Source organism: Paenibacillus sp. FSL W7-1332, assembly GCF_037969785.1.
Classification (GTDB): domain Bacteria; phylum Bacillota; class Bacilli; order Paenibacillales; family Paenibacillaceae; genus Paenibacillus_AQ.
Genome location: NZ_CP150209.1, coordinates 2,516,366 through 2,538,397, shown reverse-complemented (window position 1 = coordinate 2,538,397; position 22,032 = coordinate 2,516,366). Strand labels below are relative to the sequence as shown.

At 50.1% G+C, this 22,032-nt stretch carries 15 protein-coding genes; 2 read left to right on the top strand and 13 right to left on the bottom strand.

The annotated features are described in order from the left end of the window. Positions 1 to 175 precede the first annotated feature (175 nt). From MKX98_RS11085 to adhE, 10 genes are all read right to left on the bottom strand, one after another. On the bottom strand, positions 176 to 2,914 hold the full coding sequence (locus MKX98_RS11085) for a stalk domain-containing protein (protein ID WP_339222988.1): 2,739 nt from the start codon (positions 2,912 to 2,914) through the stop codon (positions 176 to 178). A 155-nt stretch (positions 2,915 to 3,069) separates the two neighbouring features. Then, positions 3,070 to 4,710: a beta-N-acetylhexosaminidase gene (gene nagZ / locus MKX98_RS11080; RefSeq protein WP_339222986.1), complete on the bottom strand. Its 1,641-nt coding sequence runs from the start codon at positions 4,708 to 4,710 to the stop codon at positions 3,070 to 3,072. 97 nt (positions 4,711 to 4,807) lie between these two features. Further along, positions 4,808 to 5,593 (bottom strand): response regulator, encoded by a 786-nt coding sequence (locus MKX98_RS11075; protein WP_194541850.1) that lies wholly within the window; start codon positions 5,591 to 5,593, stop codon positions 4,808 to 4,810. Continuing rightward, positions 5,571 to 7,427, bottom strand: coding sequence for a sensor histidine kinase (locus tag MKX98_RS11070; RefSeq protein ID WP_339224402.1), 1,857 nt, complete (start codon positions 7,425 to 7,427; stop codon positions 5,571 to 5,573). Before MKX98_RS11070 ends, MKX98_RS11075 begins: the two co-directional genes overlap by 23 nt. 22 nt (positions 7,428 to 7,449) lie before the next feature. Then, entirely contained in the window at positions 7,450 to 8,277 is an 828-nt protein-coding gene (locus MKX98_RS11065) for a carbohydrate ABC transporter permease (RefSeq protein WP_071223823.1), read from the bottom strand. Beyond that, positions 8,277 to 9,161 (bottom strand): sugar ABC transporter permease, encoded by an 885-nt coding sequence (locus MKX98_RS11060; RefSeq protein ID WP_194541849.1) that lies wholly within the window; start codon positions 9,159 to 9,161, stop codon positions 8,277 to 8,279. Before MKX98_RS11060 ends, MKX98_RS11065 begins: the two co-directional genes overlap by 1 nt. 91 nt (positions 9,162 to 9,252) lie before the next feature. Next, the gene (locus MKX98_RS11055; RefSeq protein WP_071223821.1) at positions 9,253 to 10,611 is read right to left on the bottom strand and encodes an extracellular solute-binding protein; all 1,359 of its coding nucleotides are present in this window, start codon (positions 10,609 to 10,611) and stop codon (positions 9,253 to 9,255) included. A gap of 211 nt (positions 10,612 to 10,822) precedes the next feature. Then, the gene (gene pflA / locus MKX98_RS11050; RefSeq protein WP_339222982.1) at positions 10,823 to 11,560 is read right to left on the bottom strand and encodes a pyruvate formate-lyase-activating protein; all 738 of its coding nucleotides are present in this window, start codon (positions 11,558 to 11,560) and stop codon (positions 10,823 to 10,825) included. A 43-nt stretch (positions 11,561 to 11,603) separates the two neighbouring features. Then, complete coding sequence (pflB, locus tag MKX98_RS11045) at positions 11,604 to 13,850, bottom strand: formate C-acetyltransferase (RefSeq protein WP_339222980.1); 2,247 nt, start codon at positions 13,848 to 13,850, stop codon at positions 11,604 to 11,606. Between the two features lie 318 nt (positions 13,851 to 14,168). Continuing rightward, a complete protein-coding gene (adhE, locus tag MKX98_RS11040) occupies positions 14,169 to 16,778 on the bottom strand; it encodes a bifunctional acetaldehyde-CoA/alcohol dehydrogenase (RefSeq protein WP_339222978.1) in 2,610 nt (869 codons plus the stop codon). Positions 16,779 to 17,049: 271 nt separating this feature from the next. Between adhE and MKX98_RS11035 the strand changes: the two genes are divergently transcribed. Further along, positions 17,050 to 17,775, top strand: coding sequence for a Crp/Fnr family transcriptional regulator (locus MKX98_RS11035; protein WP_113057034.1), 726 nt, complete (start codon positions 17,050 to 17,052; stop codon positions 17,773 to 17,775). An 84-nt stretch (positions 17,776 to 17,859) separates the two neighbouring features. Further along, positions 17,860 to 18,018 (top strand): asparagine synthase, encoded by a 159-nt coding sequence (locus MKX98_RS11030; RefSeq protein ID WP_071223816.1) that lies wholly within the window; start codon positions 17,860 to 17,862, stop codon positions 18,016 to 18,018. Between the two features lie 238 nt (positions 18,019 to 18,256). Here the strand turns inward: MKX98_RS11030 and MKX98_RS11025 are convergent, their stop codons facing one another. The 3 genes from MKX98_RS11025 to nirB form a co-directional block, all read right to left on the bottom strand. After that, on the bottom strand, positions 18,257 to 19,054 hold the full coding sequence (locus MKX98_RS11025) for a formate/nitrite transporter family protein (RefSeq protein WP_071223815.1): 798 nt from the start codon (positions 19,052 to 19,054) through the stop codon (positions 18,257 to 18,259). A 47-nt stretch (positions 19,055 to 19,101) separates the two neighbouring features. Continuing rightward, positions 19,102 to 19,419 (bottom strand): nitrite reductase small subunit NirD, encoded by a 318-nt coding sequence (nirD, locus tag MKX98_RS11020; RefSeq protein WP_339222976.1) that lies wholly within the window; start codon positions 19,417 to 19,419, stop codon positions 19,102 to 19,104. A gap of 95 nt (positions 19,420 to 19,514) precedes the next feature. Next, the gene (nirB, locus tag MKX98_RS11015; RefSeq protein WP_339222975.1) at positions 19,515 to 21,953 is read right to left on the bottom strand and encodes a nitrite reductase large subunit NirB; all 2,439 of its coding nucleotides are present in this window, start codon (positions 21,951 to 21,953) and stop codon (positions 19,515 to 19,517) included. Positions 21,954 to 22,032: the final 79 nt, after the last annotated feature.

Genomic DNA, 22,032 nt, shown 5'->3' with positions numbered 1-22,032 from the left:
TAAGGCAGCGTCAATGAAAGCGGTTCTGTATAGGCTAAACGCCTGCAAGGTACCCGCCAGTGGAAAATAGATGCCTGGGATATGACATGATCCCTCAGCAAGAACCAACAAAAAGGACAGCCCTAACCATGTTCTGGCTAAGAAGGCTGTCCCGTTGCTATACATGATGAATGGATTAGTTCTTTAATTGCGGAAGCGGCTGGAGCAGGATGTTGATTGGCAGACTGCTTCCCGGCGCCGCCGTAAACAGGATTTCCACGGTCTGCTCGTAATTCCCCGTACGATAGAGAACGGCAGCTTCATTCGGCGCAGATACGGCGCCACCGCTTGTATTCGGCGTCTGAATGATATTTCCGTTCACCATCATCGCACCCATGTACTTGCCTCCGCGCGGATTCAGCGTGATCAGCGTATTGGGTGCTACGCGGTGCAGCTTGATTTTGTACAGTACACCGAAGTTCCCGGCATTGGATTGATATGAACCGTTAATGCCGTCATACCCTTCCAGATTCGGATCGTTTGTCTTGTCGCCGAGCGCGAGACGGGTAGGCGTGTCGCCAACCAAGTCATAGGATTCAATAATCCGCGTCGAGTCCGGATACGTTCCCCGGTTATGCACGCCATCGCTCGGATGGAGTTTCAGGTAAGGCAGCTTTTGAATCGGATCCTTGGCTTCATCAATCATGATGACATCATATCGGATCGGCGAGTCGGAATAGAGATCAGCAAACATGGAGAGCACCTGCTGATTCTTCAAGGTTTGCGCGCTCAAGTCTTGCAAAATGATCCGGCTTTCCCCAGGGGCGAGCGAGATCGTTTTGAATGCATCCGCTGACTGCATGGACTCGAGGTAACGCTGGACAGCCGCTTTACCCGTGGCTGTCGGGATATTGATCGGACCGCCCAAACCGGTATATTCGGTGGTCAGACGCGCCGTCATCGTGTTGATGTTGGTAGCGACGACATACATCTTCATATTCTTCCCGGTAGCGTTCAAGTGGTGAATCATGAATCGCGTGCTGGCATTGCCGACCTCACGGTAGACAATCCCCTCTTGATAGACGGTTTCCGGAGAGTTGCTGCGAATCAACAGATACGGTTCGGAGCTTCTCGTAATCGGCATCAGTTTCCATGTCGGCACAGCTGATCCGTCAAAGGTGTATTTGTCGCCGATGCCCGTAAATAATTGATTGAATTGATCGCGCGTATACAACACTTCACTCGTTACGTTGATGATCTTCTCGTATGAGCTGGTCGCTCCATGTTTATCGGTAACAATGAGCAGCACCTTATGCGTTCCTGCCGTAAAAAAGGCCTGATCGTTGTTTTCCCACTTATACGTAAGCTCATCGCCAGGATCGTTGTCATAACTCATATTCATGTACGTTATTTTCTCACCGATCTTATATTCCTGTTTGTCCGTTTCGAACATGGCAACAGGGGGCGTATTCGGTGCGGATACTTGAATGCTCAATATATACGGGTCGCTCCACTCCCCGCTGGAATCCTGTACCGAGTAGGAAACCGTATGCACGCCGGGTTCGTCAAAAATCTCTTCCCGGCCTTCCCAATGCTCGTCAACAATAGCTAGTCCTGTCGGAGAATAGGCATTCGTCTTATACGTAACCGTTGTTTGTCCGGCAAGAATCTCGCCAGGCTGCACCGTGAAGGAAGCTACCGGCTTTGAGCTCAGGCTAAGGATAACCCGTTTGTTCGGCTGGTCCACCCGATAACTAATGTCCAGCGCCTGTGTAATGCTGGTCAGCGGCACCATGAATGTATTGTTGGACTGATAAGCCGGTCCCTTCATTGATTTTCTGACCCCGTTCACGGTGTATACGCTGCTGTTCGTCTTAAAACGAAGCTCATCGTTACCGCGGATAATAATCGTTTCCTTTGTCTTTCCGTCATAGGTCAGCTTCAGGCCGACACGATCAACGAGGGAGCGAATGGCAACATAGGATACGCCATTCTTGACTGCCATTGGCTGACCTGCCGTATAAGCTTTCCCGTTCTGATACATCTTGTTGCTGTTCATCATCAGGATGAGGTCATTCGGACCCAGGTTCGGTATGTTCGGAACCTCGCTGCCAGATCCCCCGCCGTTATTTCCGCCTGGCTGTTGGCCGTTACCGTTGCCGCTGCCCATACCGGATAAATCAAGAATAACCTTTTTCTCGGGCTGGTTTACCCGGTATGGAATATCAAGGGCTTGCGTGATCGCGGTTAACGGAACCATAAACACATTGCTGCTCTGGTAAGCAGGGCCTTTCATTGGGCGTACCTGTCCGTTGACCTTATAATTGCTGCTTCCTGTCGTAAACCGAAGTTCATTGCCATCCTTAAGGATGATGGTTTCCTTCGTTTTGTTATCGTAAGACAGCTTCAGTCCTGCACGTTCAACCATGGCGCGAATGGCGACATAGGATACCCCTTGCTTCACAGCCATCGGCTGACCCGCTTTGTATTTCTTGCCGTTATGGTACATCACATTGCTGTTCATCAGCAGCACAAGTTCGTTAGCCGAAACATGGGAAGTGCTGACTTCGGGCTTGTCTCCGGATGGGCTGCCCGATTCGTTCTCTGATACCTCATTATCGGAAGGATCGCTATCCGTGTCCTCCTGCTCCTGCTGTTCATTTGGGGTAGAAGGTTCGGCATTCGGATCGCTAATCGTGCCTTCAACTGAATCAGAAGGTGTTTCCTTTGGCGTTGCCGATGTTTCCTCCGCTTGCTGCATGTCCGTCTGTTGTTCTCCACTCTGCTGGCTTTGTCCTTCCACCGGGGACTGCAGCGCTGATTGGCTATTTAGCGCCGGAGCTGTAATATCCGGTGATTCAGCTGCCGCGGGAAATGCCATGGATACCTGTGCCGCGGCAAGGACTGTAATCATCGAGATTCTCTTGAAATTCATTCTCTACTCCTTTAAAACACTCAGTATAGTCTGTCTGCCTCTATTGGACATACTATTAGACGCGAAGTTTCCCGAAAAGTTGCTCAGAAATGGCTGGAAAATAGGAAAACCGGAGCATTCCTGGGTAGGAAGACTCCGGTTTGAGCAACCCTTATTCAATTGTTGACATAGTCCTGATTACCGCTCCAACCTAGCGGATAAGCCTCGCTGATCCCTACCGGGAGCTTACCCTCCGGTTTAACCTGTCCTATCAAGACGCCCGCGGTCGCATTCATATAATAAGGCGTGTTCTCGTAGCTGCACAAATACGTCGGAACCGGGGGAAGATCATTGATATCATAAGGATTACGGGTAGCGACGATAACAAGGGCCACATCCTCAAGTTCAGCCAGCTTGTTCACCAGCTTCTGCTGGCCGGCGGGAAGACGGCTCTCGGAAGTGTACGTGGCTACCACAATCTGTTTATATCCTTCGGCTGCCTTAACGGCCTGCTCGACCTCTTCATCGGACATATCGGTTCCGACTCGCAGATCGTCTGCCGGAACCCCGTAACATCTTAAGGCATCCCCCAAGGTATAGCTCATGCTCCATGCTTCATCAACCTGGGTTGCCGAAAGCAGTTCCGGCCAGATCACGGCCACAGCCTGCGCCGGCTTAAGAGGCAGCTGCCCTTCGTCTTTCACCAGCGTGATGCCTCTGCCTGCGATTTGAGCCAGCAATTGTTTGGTCTCTTCCGCCACCTCGCCAATCGGGTAGACCGGAAGCTCCTCTGCGAGCATCGCATTACGCTGCTTAAGCGCCAATATCCGCTCTACAGCCGTATCGATCAGATTCTCTGAAAGCCTTCCGCTGCGGACAGCTTCAATGACGGCCGTAATCGCCGCCGTCTGCTCGGATAGATTGTGGCTGACCAGTACGCAGTCCGCACCCGCTGCGATCGCGCGTATCGCGCCCTCCGGAATCCCGTACTCTTTGGAGATCGCATGCATCTCAAGGCAGTCCGTTATGATCAGCCCTTCAAACCCCATCTCTTCCCTCAGCAAACCCGTTAACACGGCATGAGAAAGCGTTGCCGGCAGATCACTCGGCTCTATCGCCGGGAAACTGACGTGAGCCGTCATAATGGCGTCCACACCGTCCCGGATCGCTTGCGCGAACGGATACAATTCCACGCTGCGGAGCCGTTCCAGATCATGCGGTACAGAAGCCCGCCCGAGATGTGAATCGACGCTCGTATCGCCATGTCCCGGGAAGTGCTTGGCCGTAGCGGACACGCCTTCTTCCTGATATCCCTTAATGGCCGCAGCCCCAAGCGCGGCAACAGCTTGGGGATCTTCGCCGAAGGAACGCACGCCGATGACCGGATTACGAGGATTGTTGTTCACGTCGAGGCAAGGAGCGAAATTCATGTTCACGCCGAGTGAACGCAATTCGCGCGCCCCGATTTGCGCTACCCTGTACGAATCCTCCGCGCTGCCCGCTGCTCCAAGCGCCATATTTCCCGGAATGCGGCTGATGCCTTCATGATCAATCCGGGCAACCATACCGCCCTCCTGATCTATTGAGATCAGAAGCGGAAACTTTTGGCGGTCCGATGCGAGCTGCTGCAAGGACTCTGACAGTTCGGCAAGCTGAGGGAGCGTTTTCACGTTCCGGCGAAAATAGCAGATGCCCCCGACCTGATATTGTTCAATCAGTATTTTGGCGTGCTCATTCGGCGTCAAGGCGTTGAAGCCGCATATAAACATTTGTCCTACCTTTTGTTCTAACGATAAATCTGCTGCCGTCCATTTCATTGATCTCATACCTACTTTCTATCCATTTAAAGGACTTTGCAAGCCAAGCGGATTGATCTCGTGATGACTGTAGCGCCTGCATAGGCCCTATCAAAACCTATACCGTTGCCTCCCCGGACATTTCCCGGAACTCGGATGGCGTCATGCCGGTAGCCTTTTGAAATACCTTGGTAAAATACCGCCGCTCATGATAACCGACAAAGGAGCCGATCTGCGCAATGTTCTTGTCGCTGTTCACTAACAGGAACTTGGCCGCCTCCATCCGCTGTCTCGTCAAGTACTCCACGAAGGTAAGTCCGACATGGTTCTTGAACAATAAACAGAAGTAACTGGAGCTGATCCCTAAATGCTCCGAAAGCTCCTCAATCCCCAAATCCTGTCCCATATGGGTATTGATATACTCCAGAGCAGACGTTACCAATTGCTCCGGCGTTTTCTTAACCGCTTCAGGATTCGGAGCCTCATCGATTAGCGAAACGGTATTGTAATACTTCTCTTTCGCCCTCTTCTTGCGGATCTCCTCCCCGATCTCTCGAATCTTCATTTCAAGCTCACCGTAATGAATCGGCTTGCTGATATAATCCTTGACGCCCAGCTTAATTGCTTCCCGGGCATATTCAAACTCCTGATATCCCGTTAACAAAAAAATTTCCGCCCGGCTTCCTTTCTCCCGAATCTTCGTAATAAAGGTCAGTCCGTCCATGACGGGCATCCGGATATCACACAGAATCAGATCCGGGTTATACTGATCCGCTACTTCAAGTGCTTCCATCCCGCTTCGGGCAAGTCCGACAACCTTCATGCCCATCTCTTCCCAAGGCAGAACCTTGCTGAGATTGTTCAGGATTGGAGCCTCATCGTCAACTAATAATGCCTTCAACATGCTGCCCTTCCCCCCTGTCATAATTGGGTATGACGCATTGTATAACGGTGCCGCCGGGGCGGCTTGAGCATATGAATAGACCGTAATAATCCCCGTACTGAATGCGAAGCCGGTCAGCCACGCTCCGCAGTCCAAGTCCCCGTCGTTCCTGGTTCACTTTGAGATTCTGCATCGTCGTCTGTTCCGATCCGTTATCCTCGGACACCATATATTCAAACATGGACAACTGCTCTGAGGTCATGCCGAGCCCGTTATCCTCTACCCGAATGATGACATTACCGAGTTCCTTCCATGCAGAGATGCGTATCCATCCTGTATAAGAAATCCCTTCAAAGCCATGCTGTATGCTGTTCTCAACCAGCGGCTGCAGCGTCAGCTTCAAGATGCGGCTGTGCATAAGCTCTTTCGGCACGTCAATCTCGTATTCGAACAGGTCCTCGAACCGAAACTTCTGGATTTCAAGGTAGCTCTGCAAGTGCTTGATTTCTTCATCCAGCGTAATTTCTTCCTTTTCCTGTATACTGATCCGCAAGATGCTGGCAAGCCGGTATACCATTTCGCTGACCTTGCGTCCTTCATTCTGTACAGCGAGAACGTTGATCGATTCCAAGGTGTTAAAGAGGAAGTGCGGCTTAATCTGCGCTTGCAGCACACGCATCTCCGCATCGGTCTTCTGCCTCTGCTCCTTTTTGATCTGCGCAAACAGATTGTTGATCCGGTTCATCAAATTGTTGAACCCTTGCGACAGTAGCAGCAGCTCATCCTCTCCCTTCTCTTCAACTCTCGCATTCAAATCCCCATCTTCCACGCGGCGCATAAACCGTACGATGACAGCGATCGTCCCGGTAATCCGATTCATGAACAGGCGGTTGAACACAATCGCCGTAACCAGACAGAGGCCCATAATGACGAAGAACCACTTGGCAAAAGAAGTCACTTCTTGTGAGAGCGAGTTCCAGCTGGTCACCGAGACGAGATTCCAGCCGTAATCATTCAGATGATAGATGGAGACAATATTCTCCTTACCGTTAAACTTGGCTTTAAAACTTTGGTAGCCTTGCTTAAATTCAACGTCACGCTTCATATATTGACTAATATTTTGGCCATCCATATCGTTATTTGGATCAAATAAAATGAAGCCTTCATTGTTGACCAACATAAACGATGTATTCTGCAGATTGTTAGGCAGCGTCAGATGACGGAAAATCTCTTCAAACTCCCACCTCTTGATCTGGACGACCAGGATCCCCAGCTTGCGGAGTGTCGTCACGTCCTTAATCAGCCTGATCTGGGTAAATACCGGCTCCGCCCCCGTCAATTCCGGAAATTCGTGCGGAGCCAGCCATTTGGGGATTCCGTTAAGCTGCACAACCTCTTCGTATAAAGGACTGTTCTTAAACTGCTCATAGGGCAGTGTTCTGAAATCCTCTTTACTGAATATCGGAATCGGCGATGACTCTTTATTGAAATGATATAAAAACGCATAACTGATGGCTGGGTGATTGTATAGTAGATTCCGAAAGTTTCGCTGTCTGTCGTTCAGTTTCAGCTGTTCCGCATTGGATTCCTTAATCAGGTTTTGATCATCGGGATTCTTGGCATTCAGCGCCATGGCAAAGACGGAGGTGGCAATCCCGTTATCCGTGACATACTCCATCTCCTTGAACACGCTCAGAATGCTGTAGCTGATCGCTTTTAGCGAATATTCAGCCTGCTGGCTGTATTTTTTCTCAATCGAATTGTACGTAATAAAGAATGTAAATAGGCCCAGCACAAATAACGGAATAATAATAAGCCCCAAAAAGGCCGTGAATAGTTTGTTCCGCAAATTCATACGCATGCTCCTGCTCCTGGTATTACCCCTTGACGCTTCCTGCGGTAACGCCTTCAATGATCTTCTCTTGCAGCACGGCATAAATGATAAGGACCGGCAGCACGCTGAATACGATACCCGCGGACATCTGTGCGTAGTTCATATTGTAGGCGTCCCTGAATCCGACCATTCCGACAGGCAGCGTTCTCAGTTCATCATTCGATAGGAAATAGTTAGCAAGCAAGAATTCGTTCCAGTTACCCAGGAAGTTGATGATAAATACGGTAACGATGGCCGGAACGGTCAGAGGTAAGATAATTCTAGCAAACAACCCTCCGGACCTCAATCCATCAATAACCGCGGCTTCTTCGATTTCACCGGGCAGCGACCGCATGAAGGCAGCCAGTATAATAACCGAGAATGGGATGGCATTAGCAACATACGGCAGAATCAGGGCCATATGCGTGTTCAAAATATCCAACTGCCTCATCATGCCATATATCGGCAGCATGAGAGAGTTATTTGGAATCAGCATACCTATCAAAATACATTGAAAGACAATCGCGCTGATCCGGTTGTATCTCATCCGCGTCACGGCAAAAGCCAGCATCGCCGCAAATAGAATCGACAAGCAGGCTGACAGCACGCCGATGTATAAGCTGTTCCAGAAATACGTGCTAATTTTGGCGCTCACCCATGCGTTCACATAGTTATCAAATACCAACGTGCTTGGCAAACCAAATGGGTTCGTAGCAATGGACTGGTTATCCACCTTCACGGAAGAGAACAGGACGAAGAGGAATGGATATAGTATGACGAGCAAGTAGGCCATCAGAAAAATGTGCGGGATCAGTTTCTTTATTGCTCTCATCAGTATTCAATCCTTTCGTTGCGTCTTGCGACCAGCACCTGGTAGAGCACCGTTACAATAATCGTAAAGAGGAAGATCAGCACGGCGATCGAATTGCCAAAGCCATGCTTGAAGCTCGTAATTGCATATCGAATCATATATGTCGCCATAACGTCGGTTGAGCCGGCCGGCCCACCCTTGGTCATAACCAGAATAATGTCCGCCGCTTTCATAGCTCCCGCGATCGACAGCATGATCACAACAGAGATAATTGGCATAATTAAGGGAAGCGTGATTTTGGTTGCTCTTTGGACGCCTGTCGCTCCATCGATTGCCGCAGCCTCATCAAGCTCCTTCGGTATGGATAAAATTGCGGCAAGCACCATCACGATGTAAAAGCCGGTCCATTGCCACGCGTTTGTGATCAGGATGGCAATCATGGCCCATTTGCGATCCGATAACCAATAGATGGGTTCAATGCCAACCAGCCCTAAAATCTCATTCATCAGACCAAAGTCCGGATTGTAAATGAATCCCCATAAAATGCCGATGACAGCCGTCGACATGATGGACGGCGCGAAAACCGCCGTTTTATAAAGCCCCTTCAAACGCTTCACGTTTGCGATTAACAGGGAAAAGATAATGATCGTCGGAACCTGGATCAAACAGGAAAAGAGAATGAAATAAACGTTGTTCCTGACAGCTTTCCAAAAAGCATCGTCATTCAAGGCTGTTACATAGTTATCGAACCCAATATACTTCACATCTTTGGAGATGCCGTTCCAGCTCGTAAAGCTGTTGTCAAATGCAGTAAAGATCGGGTATATGAAAAAAGCCAGAAACAGCAAGAATGCCGGCAGCACAAAAACGATGTAAATCAGAGGATTTCTCAGCGCTTTGTTCATGGTAACCTCCGTATTTATGTCTGATGTTGTTTAGGCGAAAGGGCACCCCCATGTACCGCAGCGGGTGGTGCCCTTCCGTCTAGGATTGTAGTTATTCCTCTGAAGCATTGGCCGCTTCTTGCGCTGCCTGCACATTCTCGAGCATCTTCTCGGCATCAAGCTCGCCGCCGATGACTTGCTGAATTCCCATGCTCAGTGCGGTGTTCACGTCTGCTTGAACAAGTGCATCAAAGGCAGGGAAGGATTTGTTGATCTCACTTACGCCTTTGAAAATGTCTTGCATAAGCGGGTCGTCCGAAGTGGAGTTCATGGTGGCCAGATCCATCTTCATCGCCGGCAGTACACCGTCTTCTTTCAGTCCGCGAAGCTGCATTTCATCTGTCCACATATTTTTGATGAACTCTTTAACCGCCTGAAGTTTACGAGGATCTTCCGCAACCGCTGCCGAGAATCCATATCCGTTGTTTGCGTCCTGCATGACTATGACTGGGTCGCCTTCATTAACCGGAGGCAGGTTGAAGTATCCGACCTTGCCTACCATGTCACCCGCTTGAGCCGGATCTCTAAATACGGAGTTCGCCCACGATCCGTCCATCATCATGATGGCTTCGCCGGTAATCATTTGGTTTCTCATGTCCGCATATTCGAATCCGAGCTCGCCTTTTTTGAAGTACCCTTTCTCAACCCATTCTTGGTGCTTCTTCACACCTTCAACGACTTTCGGATCCGTCCATTTCGTTTCTCCGGTCTTAAAGCCGTAAGTAACCTCTGGCCCCGCGTAATAGCTCCACAAGTTATTCGTGGTCATGAGCGGAATCCAAGCATCCTTGGAGGATTGCGCGAACGGAATCTTGCCGTCGGCTTTGATGGTTTCGGCAATTTGCTCTAATTCAGCCAATGTTTTTGGAACGCTCAGCCCTTTTTGCGTGAAGTAGTCCTTGTTATAGAAAATACCTTCGATGGAACCGCCAATCGGCAATCCGTAGATCTTGCCATCATGTGTGAACGGGTCTAGCGTCGTAAATTTGTCTTTAATGCCCAGCTCATCCAAAATCGGAGTCAAATCGAGCATCAAGCCTTCTTTGGAATATACGCCTGCATCGGGGCTGCCGAACACATCGAACACTTCCGGCGGCTTACCGGCTGCCATCTCGCCTCTCAGCTTCTCTTTACGGTTCACTTCAGAGTCTACAGCGTCCAGCTTGATTTTCAGTCCGGGCACCGCCTCTTCGGTCTTACTGACCACATCGTTCAGCAATGCGAGACGGAACTTCTTGGATTCACCTACTTGCGTATGGCGGATGGTGATTTCAAACGGCTCATTGCTTACCGTTCCTTCCGAACCACCTGACGGCTTCTCTGCTGCCTTGTCACCGCCGCCGCACGCAGACAAAAGCGTGGATGAGACGAACAGAAGCGACATTAATAATGCCAGACCCTTTTTCTTCATTGTCTTGACCCTCCCGAAGTGTTTGTATATTTGATAGGCACTTTCCTTACATCTTCATTATAGAAAGCGATTGCATATTTCGATAGGTCGACATTTTTCTATCCAAGGGATAAAATCCTCTACAAAAAACAATAACCCTTCCATTAATAGGAAAGGTTATTGTCATTAATCATAACATATTATGTTTAGTATTATGCAGCTGAAATCATTACTAGACAGTCTCTATATTCTCGGGTATTTCGCCAATCAACCGGTAAGCGCGTGCCACTTCCTCTTCGGATGGCGAAGGAACGCCCTCTAATGGATAAGCCATGCCGAGTTCCTTCCATTTATACACGCCCATCTGATGATATGGCAAAATTTCGAATTTCTCGACGCCGTGCAGCGTCCGAATAAATTGACCTAACTCAATCAAGTCTTCTTCGCTGTCATGGATGCCCGGCACATATACGTGCCGGACCCACATGTTCCGACCATGTTCGGACAGCCAGCGGGCGGTCTTCAACGTCCGTTCATTGGACTTCCCGGTGAGCTTGATATGCTTCTCGTCGTTGATATGCTTCAGATCCAGCAGCACCAAGTCGGTATGCTCCAGCAATTCCGATATTTTCTCCGGTTCATTATAGCCGTTGCTGTCCAGCGTCGTATGCAAATTCCAGCGTCGCTTCACTTCCTTGAACAGCTCCGTGACAAAAGGATACTGCAATGTCGGCTCACCGCCGGAGACCGTTAACCCGCCGCCCGATGAACGGTAGTAGCTCAGATAAGGCTCAATCTCTGCCAATACGTCATCTACCGTCATCTCGCGTCCTTCATGCAGTCCCCAGGTATCCGGATTATGGCAGTATTGACACTTCAAGAGGCAGCCCTGCATGAAGAGCACAAAGCGGATACCCGGACCGTCCACCGTTCCGAACGTTTCTATGGAGTGTACATGACCTTTTAGCATGGTGCGTCATCCTTTCCGTATCCGCTATGGTAGTCTTCCATCCTTACATCGATCCGTGGAACGTACGGTTGATAACGTCAAGCTGCTGTTCGCGCGTCAGTTTGACGAAGTTGACCGCATAACCGGATACCCGGATCGTCAACTGCGGATAATTCTCCGGATGCTCCATCGCATCCATCAGCTGCTCCCGGTCAAATACGTTGACGTTCAGATGGTGCGCTTTGCTGCCAAAGTAACCGTCCAGCATCGCAACCAGGTTGTTCACACGGATATCACTTTCCTTGCCAAGAGCTTTCGGTACGATCGAGAACGTATTCGAGATGCCGTCGAGACTGTCCTCGTATGGCAGCTTGGCCACGGAGGTCAGCGAAGCGAGAGCTCCCTTCTTATCGCGTCCGTGCATTGGATTCGCGCCCGGCGCAAACGGCTCGCCTGCCTTACGTCCATCCGGCGTGGTTCCTGTCTTCTTGCCGTATACAACGTTCGACGTAATCGTGAGCACCGATTGCGTTGGCATGGCATCACGGTATGCCTTGTGCTTGCGAATCATGCTCATGAAGGCCTCGACCAGCTCAACAGCGATGCTATCCACTCGATCATCATTATTGCCATAGCAAGGGAACTCGCCCTCGATTTCAAAATCCACCGCAATCCCTTGCTCGTTGCGTACCGGCTTCACCTTCGCATATTTAATCGCGCTCAGTGAATCCGCTGCTACGGACAGGCCTGCAATGCCGCATGCCATCGTGCGCAGGATATCCCGGTCGTGAAGCGCCATCTCGATCCGTTCATAGCTGTATTTGTCATGCATGTAATGGATCACATTGAGCGTATTCATGTAGAGCTTCGCAAGCCATTCCATCATCGGCTTGAACCGCTTCATGACTTCATCATAACTCAGAACTTCCGCGGTGATGGCCGGATATTCCGGTCCAACCTGGGCGCCGGATTTCTCATCTCTACCGCCGTTAATCGCATAGAGCAGCGCTTTGGCGAGGTTTGCTCTGGCTCCGAAGAACTGCATCTGCTTTCCGATGCGCATTGCGGATACGCAGCAGGCGATGCCGTAATCGTCTCCGTAGATCGGGCGCATAAGATCATCGTTCTCGTATTGAATCGAGCTGGTTTCGATCGAAACTTTCGAACAATATTTTTTGAAGGCTTCCGGCAGCTTCTCCGACCATAGCACCGTTAAGTTCGGTTCCGGAGCAGGTCCCAAATTGTACAGGGTGTGCAGGAAACGGAAGCTGTTCTTGGTCACTCTCGTCTCACCGTTTACCGACATACCGCCGATGGATTCCGTTACCCACGTCGGATCCCCGCTGAACAGCTCGTTATAATCCGGTGTACGCAGGAATTTCACGATCCGAAGTTTCATTACGAAATGGTCGACCAGTTCCTGGGCTGTTTCTTCCGTCAGCTTGCCTTCAGCCAGATCCCGTTGAATATAAATATCAAGGAAAGAGGATACCCGGCCAAGAGACATCGCAGCGCCATTCTGCTCCTTGATAGCGGCCAAGTAACCGAAATACAGCCACTGGAATGCTTCCTTCGCCGTATTCGCAGGTTTGGAAATGTCATAACCATGCATAGCCGCCATTTCCTTCAGTTCCTTGAGCGCCCGCATTTGTTCAGACAATTCTTCCCGCAAACGGATGACCGGCTCATCCATCGCATCCACTTCAAGCTCGGCGAGTTCTCTCAATTTGTCCTGGATCAGCGCGTCCACGCCGTATAACGATACTCTGCGATAGTCACCGATGATACGTCCACGGCCATACGCATCGGGAAGACCCGTAATAATCCCGGCCTTGCGCGCTGCTCTCATCTCAGGAGTATAGGCATCAAACACACCTTGGTTATGCGTTTTGCGTATGCCGTTAAAGATGTCCACAACCGCCTGCGGCATTTCAAAGCCGTATGCGTTGCACGCATCAATCATCATCCGGATTCCGCCGAAAGGCTGGATGGAGCGTTTGAACGGCTCGTCGGTCTGAACGCCGACAATCTGTTCCTTATCCTTATCCAAATAGCCGGGTTGATGGGAGGTGATGGTTGATGGTGTATGGACATCCACATCCAGAACCCCGCCATTCTCCCTTTCCTTCTTGGTTAAATCCGATACGATATCCCACAGCGCTTTGGTGTTATCCGTGGGTCCAGCCAAAAATTCATCAGAGCCATAATAGGGAGTAATGTTCTCTGCAATAAAATCATTAACGTCAATCCGCTTGGTCCATTTACCTGATTTAAAACCTTTCCAGCCTGCTTCTTTTTCAATCACCGACATATTGAATCCCTCCTAGATTTGCTGGGGCTTGCAAGGACAGGCGGGGCCACACCTTGATCTATCTCAGATCTTTAATGTGATTATTTTCACGATCAATGGTGCCACTACCCCGCCTTGTGCCTTCAAGCTTCTATATCAAAGATCTGAGATTCAGCTTCCTTCTACATCTTTATTGTAGTCCTGTTGATCTCCTGCATCTGTGATAATAATCACAAACTTATCTTTTCCCGTGACTTTTATCACTCTGAGTCTAGTTTTGCATGCCTTACCTCAAAATCTTCATGGATCTTCACGATCAGCGTTTAGAGTCTATCTTGTCTAGAACCGGCCGTAAAATGCGTTGCGGTAAACTTCTGCGAGCTCCGTTACCAGCGGCAGCTTCGGATTGCTCGTTGTACACTGGTCTTCAAAAGCCCGGTCCGCCAAATGCTCAACATTTTTCTCGAAATCTTTAGGGTCGATGCCAAGCTGCTGGAACGATTCCTCGATCCCGAGCTTGCTGTTCAGCTCCCGGATTGCGCCAATCAGACTGTTTACGCCCTCTTCCGTCGTTCTTGCCGGCAGTCCGAGAATCCGCGCGATTTCAGCATATCTCTCATCAGCCACAAAGTGGGTGTATTTAGGCCATGCAGCGAATTTCGTTGGCTTCTTCGCGTTGTAACGGATGACGTGAGGCATCAGGATCGCATTGGTGCGTCCGTGTGCCGTATGATACTGTCCGCCCCACTTATGCGCAAGACTGTGGTTGATGCCAAGGAACGCATTCGCAAAAGCCATGCCGGCAAGCGTCGAAGCATTATGCATTTTTTCGCGGGCAAGTTTGTCGCCGGTAAGCGCCGACTGCTCAAGATACTGGAACACCAGCTGTATGGCCTTGATGGCAAGCCCATCCGTATAATCGCTGGCCATCACCGATACGTAGGCTTCAATTGCATGTGTCAGAACGTCCATGCCGGTATCGGCTACCGCCGTTTTAGGCAGCGTGTAAACGAATTCCGGATCGATAATCGCCACATCCGGTGTCAGCTCATAATCAGCCAGCGGGTACTTGGTATTCCCCAGCCCTTTGTCCGTGATGACGGCAAACGAAGTTACTTCCGAGCCCGTTCCCGACGTTGTTGGAATGGCAACGAACTTCGCTTTCCGTCCTAGCTTCGGATATTTATAGACCCGCTTGCGGATATCCATGAATTTTTGCTTCAGATTGTTAAAATCCGTATCCGGATATTCATAGAACAGCCACATGGCTTTCGCTGCATCCATTGGCGATCCGCCGCCGAGGGCGATGATGCAGTCCGGCTGGAATCTTGCAAGCATTTCCGTTCCGCGTTCTACGGTCGTTGTCGAAGGATCCGGCTCAACCTCCGAGAAGACTTCGATGGCTACCGGCACTCTGCGCTGACGCAGATAGTGCTCTACCCGCTCCACATAACCCAGCTTCACCATCATGGGGTCGGTAACGATAGCGACACGGGTGATTTCCGGCATTTTCGCAAGATACTGCGTCGAAGCTTTTTCAAAGTAAATTTTGTCCGGCACTTTAAACCACTGCATATTCACGGTTCTGCGGTTCACCCTTTTCACGTTGATTAAATTGACAGCCGTCACGTTCGACGAAGTGGAATTACGTCCATACGAACCGCAGCCCAGCGTCAGCGATGGCAGATTCGTGTTGTAGATATCGCCGATACCGCCTTGCGAAGATGGCTGATTCACCAGGATACGGCAGGTTTTCATCCGATCCGAGAATTTCATGATGATGTCCTCATTGTGCGAATGGATTACCGACGAGTGGCCCATGCCGCCAAAAGCAACCATCTCTTCAGCGCGCGTGATGCCCTCTTCCGCATCTTTCACTTTATAGCAGGCCAGCACCGGGCTAAGCTTCTCGGCAGACAACGGGTAGGCAGGTCCGACTCCCTCCAGCTCGGCGACCAGGATCTTGGTGCTTTCCGGTACCTCGAATCCGCAAGCCTCGGCTATCTTAGTTGCCGGCTGTCCGACGATAGTAGGATTTACCGCACATTTATCCGATACCATCGCATGCGCAGTCAGTTTCGCCAGCTCTTCCTTGTTGACAAAATAACAGCCGCTGGCAATCATTTTTTTCTTCACTGTATGATATATAGGCTCCTCGATAATGACAGCCTGCTCGGAAGCGCAGATCATGCCGTTATCAAAGGTTTTGGACAAAATCAAATCGTTCACTGCCTGATCCAAATCCGCGCTCTTCTCAATAAAGCAAGGCACGTTTCCTGGTCCAACGCCCAGGGCAGGCTTGCCGCAGCTGTATGCCGCTTTGACCATCGCCGAACCGCCTGTAGCCAGAATGCAGGCAACGTCAGGATGATTCATCAGCGCATTGGTTTTATCCATGGAAGGAGCTTCGATCCACTGGATGCAATCGGCAGGAGCACCTTGCTTCACGGCAGCATCCCGCAGTATCCGTGCGGCTTCCTTGCTGCAGGCCTGCGCGGATGGATGGAATCCGAAGATGATCGGGTTTCTTGTTTTAATGGAGATCAGTGCCTTGAATATCGTCGTGGAGGTCGGATTGGTTACCGGTGTTATCCCCATGATAATCCCGATCGGTTCTGCTATTTTTTGAAAGCTGTCATAGGCGTTGTCTTCAATGATACCCACGGTTTTGTCGTATTTAATGCTGTTGTGGATATACTCCGTGGCAAACAGGTTTTTGATGATCTTGTCTTCGTACACGCCGCGTCCGGTTTCCTCAACCGCCATTTTCGCCAGCTGCATGTGCTTCTCAAGACCTGCCATGGCCATGGCCTGTACAATCCCGTCGACTTGCTCCTGATTCAATTCCATAAACTTTTCTTTGGCCCGATTCGCCTTGTCAATCAGCCCCTGAATGTACTCCGACGCTGTTTGTCCTTTTACTTCCACCGTTCCTTTGCTCACAGCCATATCTCTCATCCTCCCATGATTCATGTTTCTTTCTACGCTTTGATCGTAACACAGCTGTTTTTAATTTCATGTGAATTATTTCACAATATAAGTATTTATCTTTTCTGTGTGATTTACACCTGTCTCCCCCTCCTTTCAAGTGAAAGAGATCACAAAGTTTGAAAATTCGCCACGATTTCCCTCTTATTCTCCCCCAAAAGTGAATGTTTTCACGTTATAATGTATTTAAAGATTAAACAGATCAAATTTTAGGATGTTAGGGGATACCAACATGAATACTGTAGACCATGTAATGGAAATCGAAAACTTAGGGAACACGCAGTGCTTCTCGGAGCAAAACCGCAACCGTCTGCTGGTCAGCATGAAGGAAAGGGTACTCCCTGAAGGATCCCATTTGTTCTGGGAAGGCGATTTCGCCGACAAGCTGTACTACGTTAAACAAGGAAGAATCAAATTAACCAAATCGACCGATGAAGGCAAAGAACTGATTCTATATATGTACCATCCGGGAGACATGGTCGGGCAAGCCGATCCATTCTTCAGCAACAATCACAGTTTCTCGGCAGAGGTGCTTGAGGATAGTGTTGTCGGTGTCATCGAGCACAAGGATCTGGAGCTGCTGATCTGTCAGCACTGCGACTTCGCCATTGATTTTATGAAGTGGATGGGCATTCACCACCGCATCACCCAGACCAAATTTCGGGATCTCATGATGTACGGCAAGCCCGGCGCTTTAACATCGACACTCATCCGGCTGAGCAACACCTACGGGCAGCATCAAGCGGATGATACTATTCTCATCAACAAGAAGATTACCCACACCGATCTATCGAACATGATTGGCGCAACCCGCGAAAGCGTGAACCGGATGCTGAGTGACCTGCGCAAAAAAGATGCTATCGAATATGCCGGCGGGATGATTGTCATTAAAGATCTTCCGATGCTGCAGGAAATCTGCCATTGCGAGTTGTGTCCGAACGAAATCTGCCGGATTTAATCGGCCTCCCTTCAGTGCATAATATACAGTCATCTGCTTACAATAACCTTGTCTTTCCAAACCAAAATAAAGGGAGTGCTCAGCATGCGTGAAGGTTTGATTCCTGCTGTTCTTGGAACTGTGGTTTCTGCTTCGGGTGCCGCTCTGCTTGGCAGCAAGTATAAACTTGCCGCAACCGGTATTCTCGGCTTCGGACTGGCTCATATTGTGCTTGGTGCGATTGACCTGGTGGAACATCGGTAAGGATTGGAAGACAAGATTCATATAGCTGTCCTGTTCAGTCATTGAACTGAAGGGACGGCTTTTTATGTATGTGCCCGACGGGATCCCTCTTTTTTTGTTAGGAGACGTTCCGTGCAGATCCCTCACTTTAACTAGACAAATGAAAGAAGCGGTCAACCGTTTGGTCGACCGCTTCTTTTCGGCTGTATATCAAGTGAGTAAACCCACTTTATGAGCAGCCCCTTTTCTATGATGCCTACTATGCAACCTTCTTTTGCTTGCTCCCTTTTCCCGACGAGATAAACCAATACGCCATCCCCACAAACAATCCGCCGCCAAGAATGTTCCCCAGCGTGACCGGCACCATGTTGCTGATCCAACCGCCGATGGAAATGGTCTCGGGATGCCCCGGCAATATCGTCGCGAGCGTCAGAAGTGTCATATTGGCTACACTATGCTCGTACCCTGTCGCAATGAAGGCAAACAGACACCACCATATTAAGATCAGCTTGGTCGTTTCTCCTTTGGCCCGAATCCCCATCCACAAGGCCAGACAGACAAGCCAGTTACACAAGATGCCTCGGAAGAACAGCTCCATAAACGGATCATTCATTTTCTTGGCGGCAGCCGTGAAGATGAGATGGTCCGGCGGCAGGCCTTTGAACAGGCCGGAAGCATACACCAGATAGCTGAGCAGAATCGCTCCGGCCAGATTGCCGATAAACACGAGCACCCAGTTCTTCAGCGTATCCCCCATTGTCGTTCGACCGGATAATGTGCTTATCGTAAAAAACATATGATTCCCGGTAAACAGCTCTGATCCTGCGAACACCACCAACGTGAGCGCGATCCCGAATGCCGCTCCCATGACGAGGGATTGGAAGGGCGAACCGGCAGCCGCGAGCGGCGCCCCCAACTTAAAGATCAATACAATTCCAATGCCGACATACGCGCCGGCCAGCATAGCCGATACCATATAGCGCAGCAGATTATGATTCATCTGCTCCTTTTTCCCGACGGCGGCATTAACAACGGCTTCCACATCCGTTTTAAACATGGGATACCACCCCTTGATTTCGTCTGTTTAATATGCGAGATCTGGCCTTAAACAGCCACCTCAACCTTCCCGTCCACGGTGCGAATCGGGTATACACGAACCTGGCCTTGATCCGGAGCCTGTACGAGCCCGGTTGAAAGCTCGATCTTCCAATCGTATAACGGATCGTAGATGTAGTGCCCGGATACGATGGCTTCCGAGAGTGGCCCTCCTTTGGGATGCGGGCTTTGATTGTCCAGCGCAAACCATTGATGATCCGAAGTCCGGAAGACGGCAATCTCCCGGTCTCCGAGATGGACCACCCTTCCGAGCTGTGACAGAAAATCATTTTCATTTCCTACCGTAATAAATCTTTCGGTTTCCATAACATGCAGCCTCCACTTCTCTTGTCTATTCCGATCCATACTGCAATAAGCTCTATATGCTCAGGCGGCTAGAGGAAAGCAGGTTCCTCCCTCTTCTATTTGCTGATCACTGGTCTTGCATCCTCGAATAGCGTATAACGCAGCTTCTCGTCGTTCAGCACTTTCTTCCAAGGATCCTCAACTTGCTGCAGGGCAAGCTCGATTCTCTCCACCAGTTCCTTACGCTGCTTCGGATCGTCCAGGATAACGGCTCGGATTTGTTCCAGTCCCAAACGCTCTACCCACTCCGAGGTTCTCTCCAGGTACTTACCGGTTTCACGGTAATACTGCATCAGGGCTCCGCAGATTTCGACCAGCTCTTCATCCGTTTTCACTTTGCAGAACGAATCCGCCAGACGTGCCTTCGTGCCGCCGTTGCCTCCAACGAATATTTCCCATCCACCGTCATTGCCGACGATTCCGATATCTTTCGTGCACGACTCGGCACAGTTTCGCGGACATCCGTTGACCGCCATTTTAAATTTCGCCGGGAAATCCAGTCTTTCGAATTTCTCCTCGAGGAATGCCCCCATGCCCATCGAATCCTGCGTACCGAAACGGCAGAACTGGGATCCTACACAGGTCTTCACGGTCCGCAGCGATTTGGCATATGCATAACCCGACGGCATATCGAGCTCTTCCCAGACGCTCGGTAAGTCTTCCTTCTTAACACCGATGAGGTCCAGACGCTGTCCGCCGGTAACCTTGACAACCTTCACATTATATTTAAGCGATACATCCGCGATTTTCTTCAAATCCTCCGGCGTGGTAACGCCGCCGTACATTCTTGGGACTACCGTATACGTGCCGTCTTTCTGAATGTTGGCGTTCATCCGTTCGTTGACAAAACGGGATTCCCTCTCCTCCTGATGGGTTACCGGGTTCAGCATGGCCAGATAATAATGAATGGCCGGGCGGCATTTCGAGCAGCCTTCCGGGTTGCTGAAGTTCAGAACATGCATGACTTCCTTCGTCGTGGTAAGCCCCTTCGCACGGATTTCGGCGACGATTTCATCCCGATCGAGTGTCGTGCATGGGCATATGCCTTGTTTGCCTGCGGCCTTAAAGCCATCGCCCAATACGCTCTGGAGTATTTGCTCCACGACAGGTTTACAGCCGCCGCACGAGCGGGTAGCACCTGTGCAAGCTTTGATCTCATCCACTGTCGTATGACCTTGGAGAGTAATGGCATCCACGATGGCTTTTTTGGTTACGCCGTTGCATCCGCATACGATCTCATCGTCGGGCATCTTTTCAAGCGAAAATGCCTTGCCGCCTTCTGTCCCTGCACGATCCGTGCCCATGATCGAATCGTAAATCTCATCCGTCATGGCTGTCTTTTTCCGAATCATGGATTGAAGGCTTGCCGAATCGCTCACATCTCCGAACAATATCGCCCCGACAATGATATTGTCGCGAATTAATATTTTCTTATAAGTCTTGCGCCAATCATCTTTCGCGGTGATCACCGCGTGTTCGGCTTGCTCCATGAACTCTCCGGCAGAAAATACATCAACACCGCTGATTTTCAGCTTCGTCGATACAATACTTCCCTCGTAAGGCTGGCCTTCCACGCCGCACAGATGCTTCGCCAGTACCTGTCCCTGTTCGAACAACGGCGCAACCAGGCCGTAGCATGCGCCCCGATGCTCGCAGCATTCGCCAACCGCGTACACATCCGGCCAGGAAGTTTGAAGATAATCATTAACTACGATTCCCCGGTTTACTTCGATTCCGCTCGCTTGGGCGATTCCCGTGTTCGCTCTGATGCCCACTGCCATGACCACCAGGTCGGCTTCAAGCTCATCCCCATCCTTGAACCGGAGTCCCGTGACTCTGGTATCTCCCAATATTTCGGTTGTTTGTTTGCCTAGTAAGAAGTTGATACCCTGCTGTTCAAGCTCCCTTTTCAGCATGCCGGATGCCATCGAATCCAATTGGCTCTCCATCAAATCCTGCATGAGATGAACCACCGTCACCTCCATGCCGAGGCTGACCAATCCCTTGGCAGCTTCCAGACCCAGAAGCCCCCCGCCGATGACTGCCGCTTTCTTGTAGGCCTTAGCGGCCTCCAGCATCTGGGTGCAATCGGCTATGTTACGGAAACCGATAACGCCTTCTTTGTCACTACCCGGTACGGGTAAAATAAAAGGCTTCGAGCCCGTTGCTATCATTACTTTGTCATAAGGCACCGTCAATCCGTTGTCGGCTGTCACGACCTTGCGCTCTCCATCAATGGCTGTTACGGTGACACCCGTATGCAAAGTGATATGGTTATCCTCGTACCATTTCCAATCATTCAATACAATGTCATCCAAGGTTTTGCTGCCTTCCAACACATACGACAGCATAATGCGGTTATAATTCGGATGAGGCTCCTGTCCAATGACGGTGATGTCAAAATTCCCACCCAGTTTAATGATTTGCTCGACCGTGCTAATCCCGGCAATACCGTTGCCAATGACAACTAACTTTTCTCTCTTTATATTGGACATAAGTTTGATTCCTCCCCAACACGTTTATCTAGATCGTGGTATTCCGTTCCTTTCACATAAATTATATCGTCTGACGGCA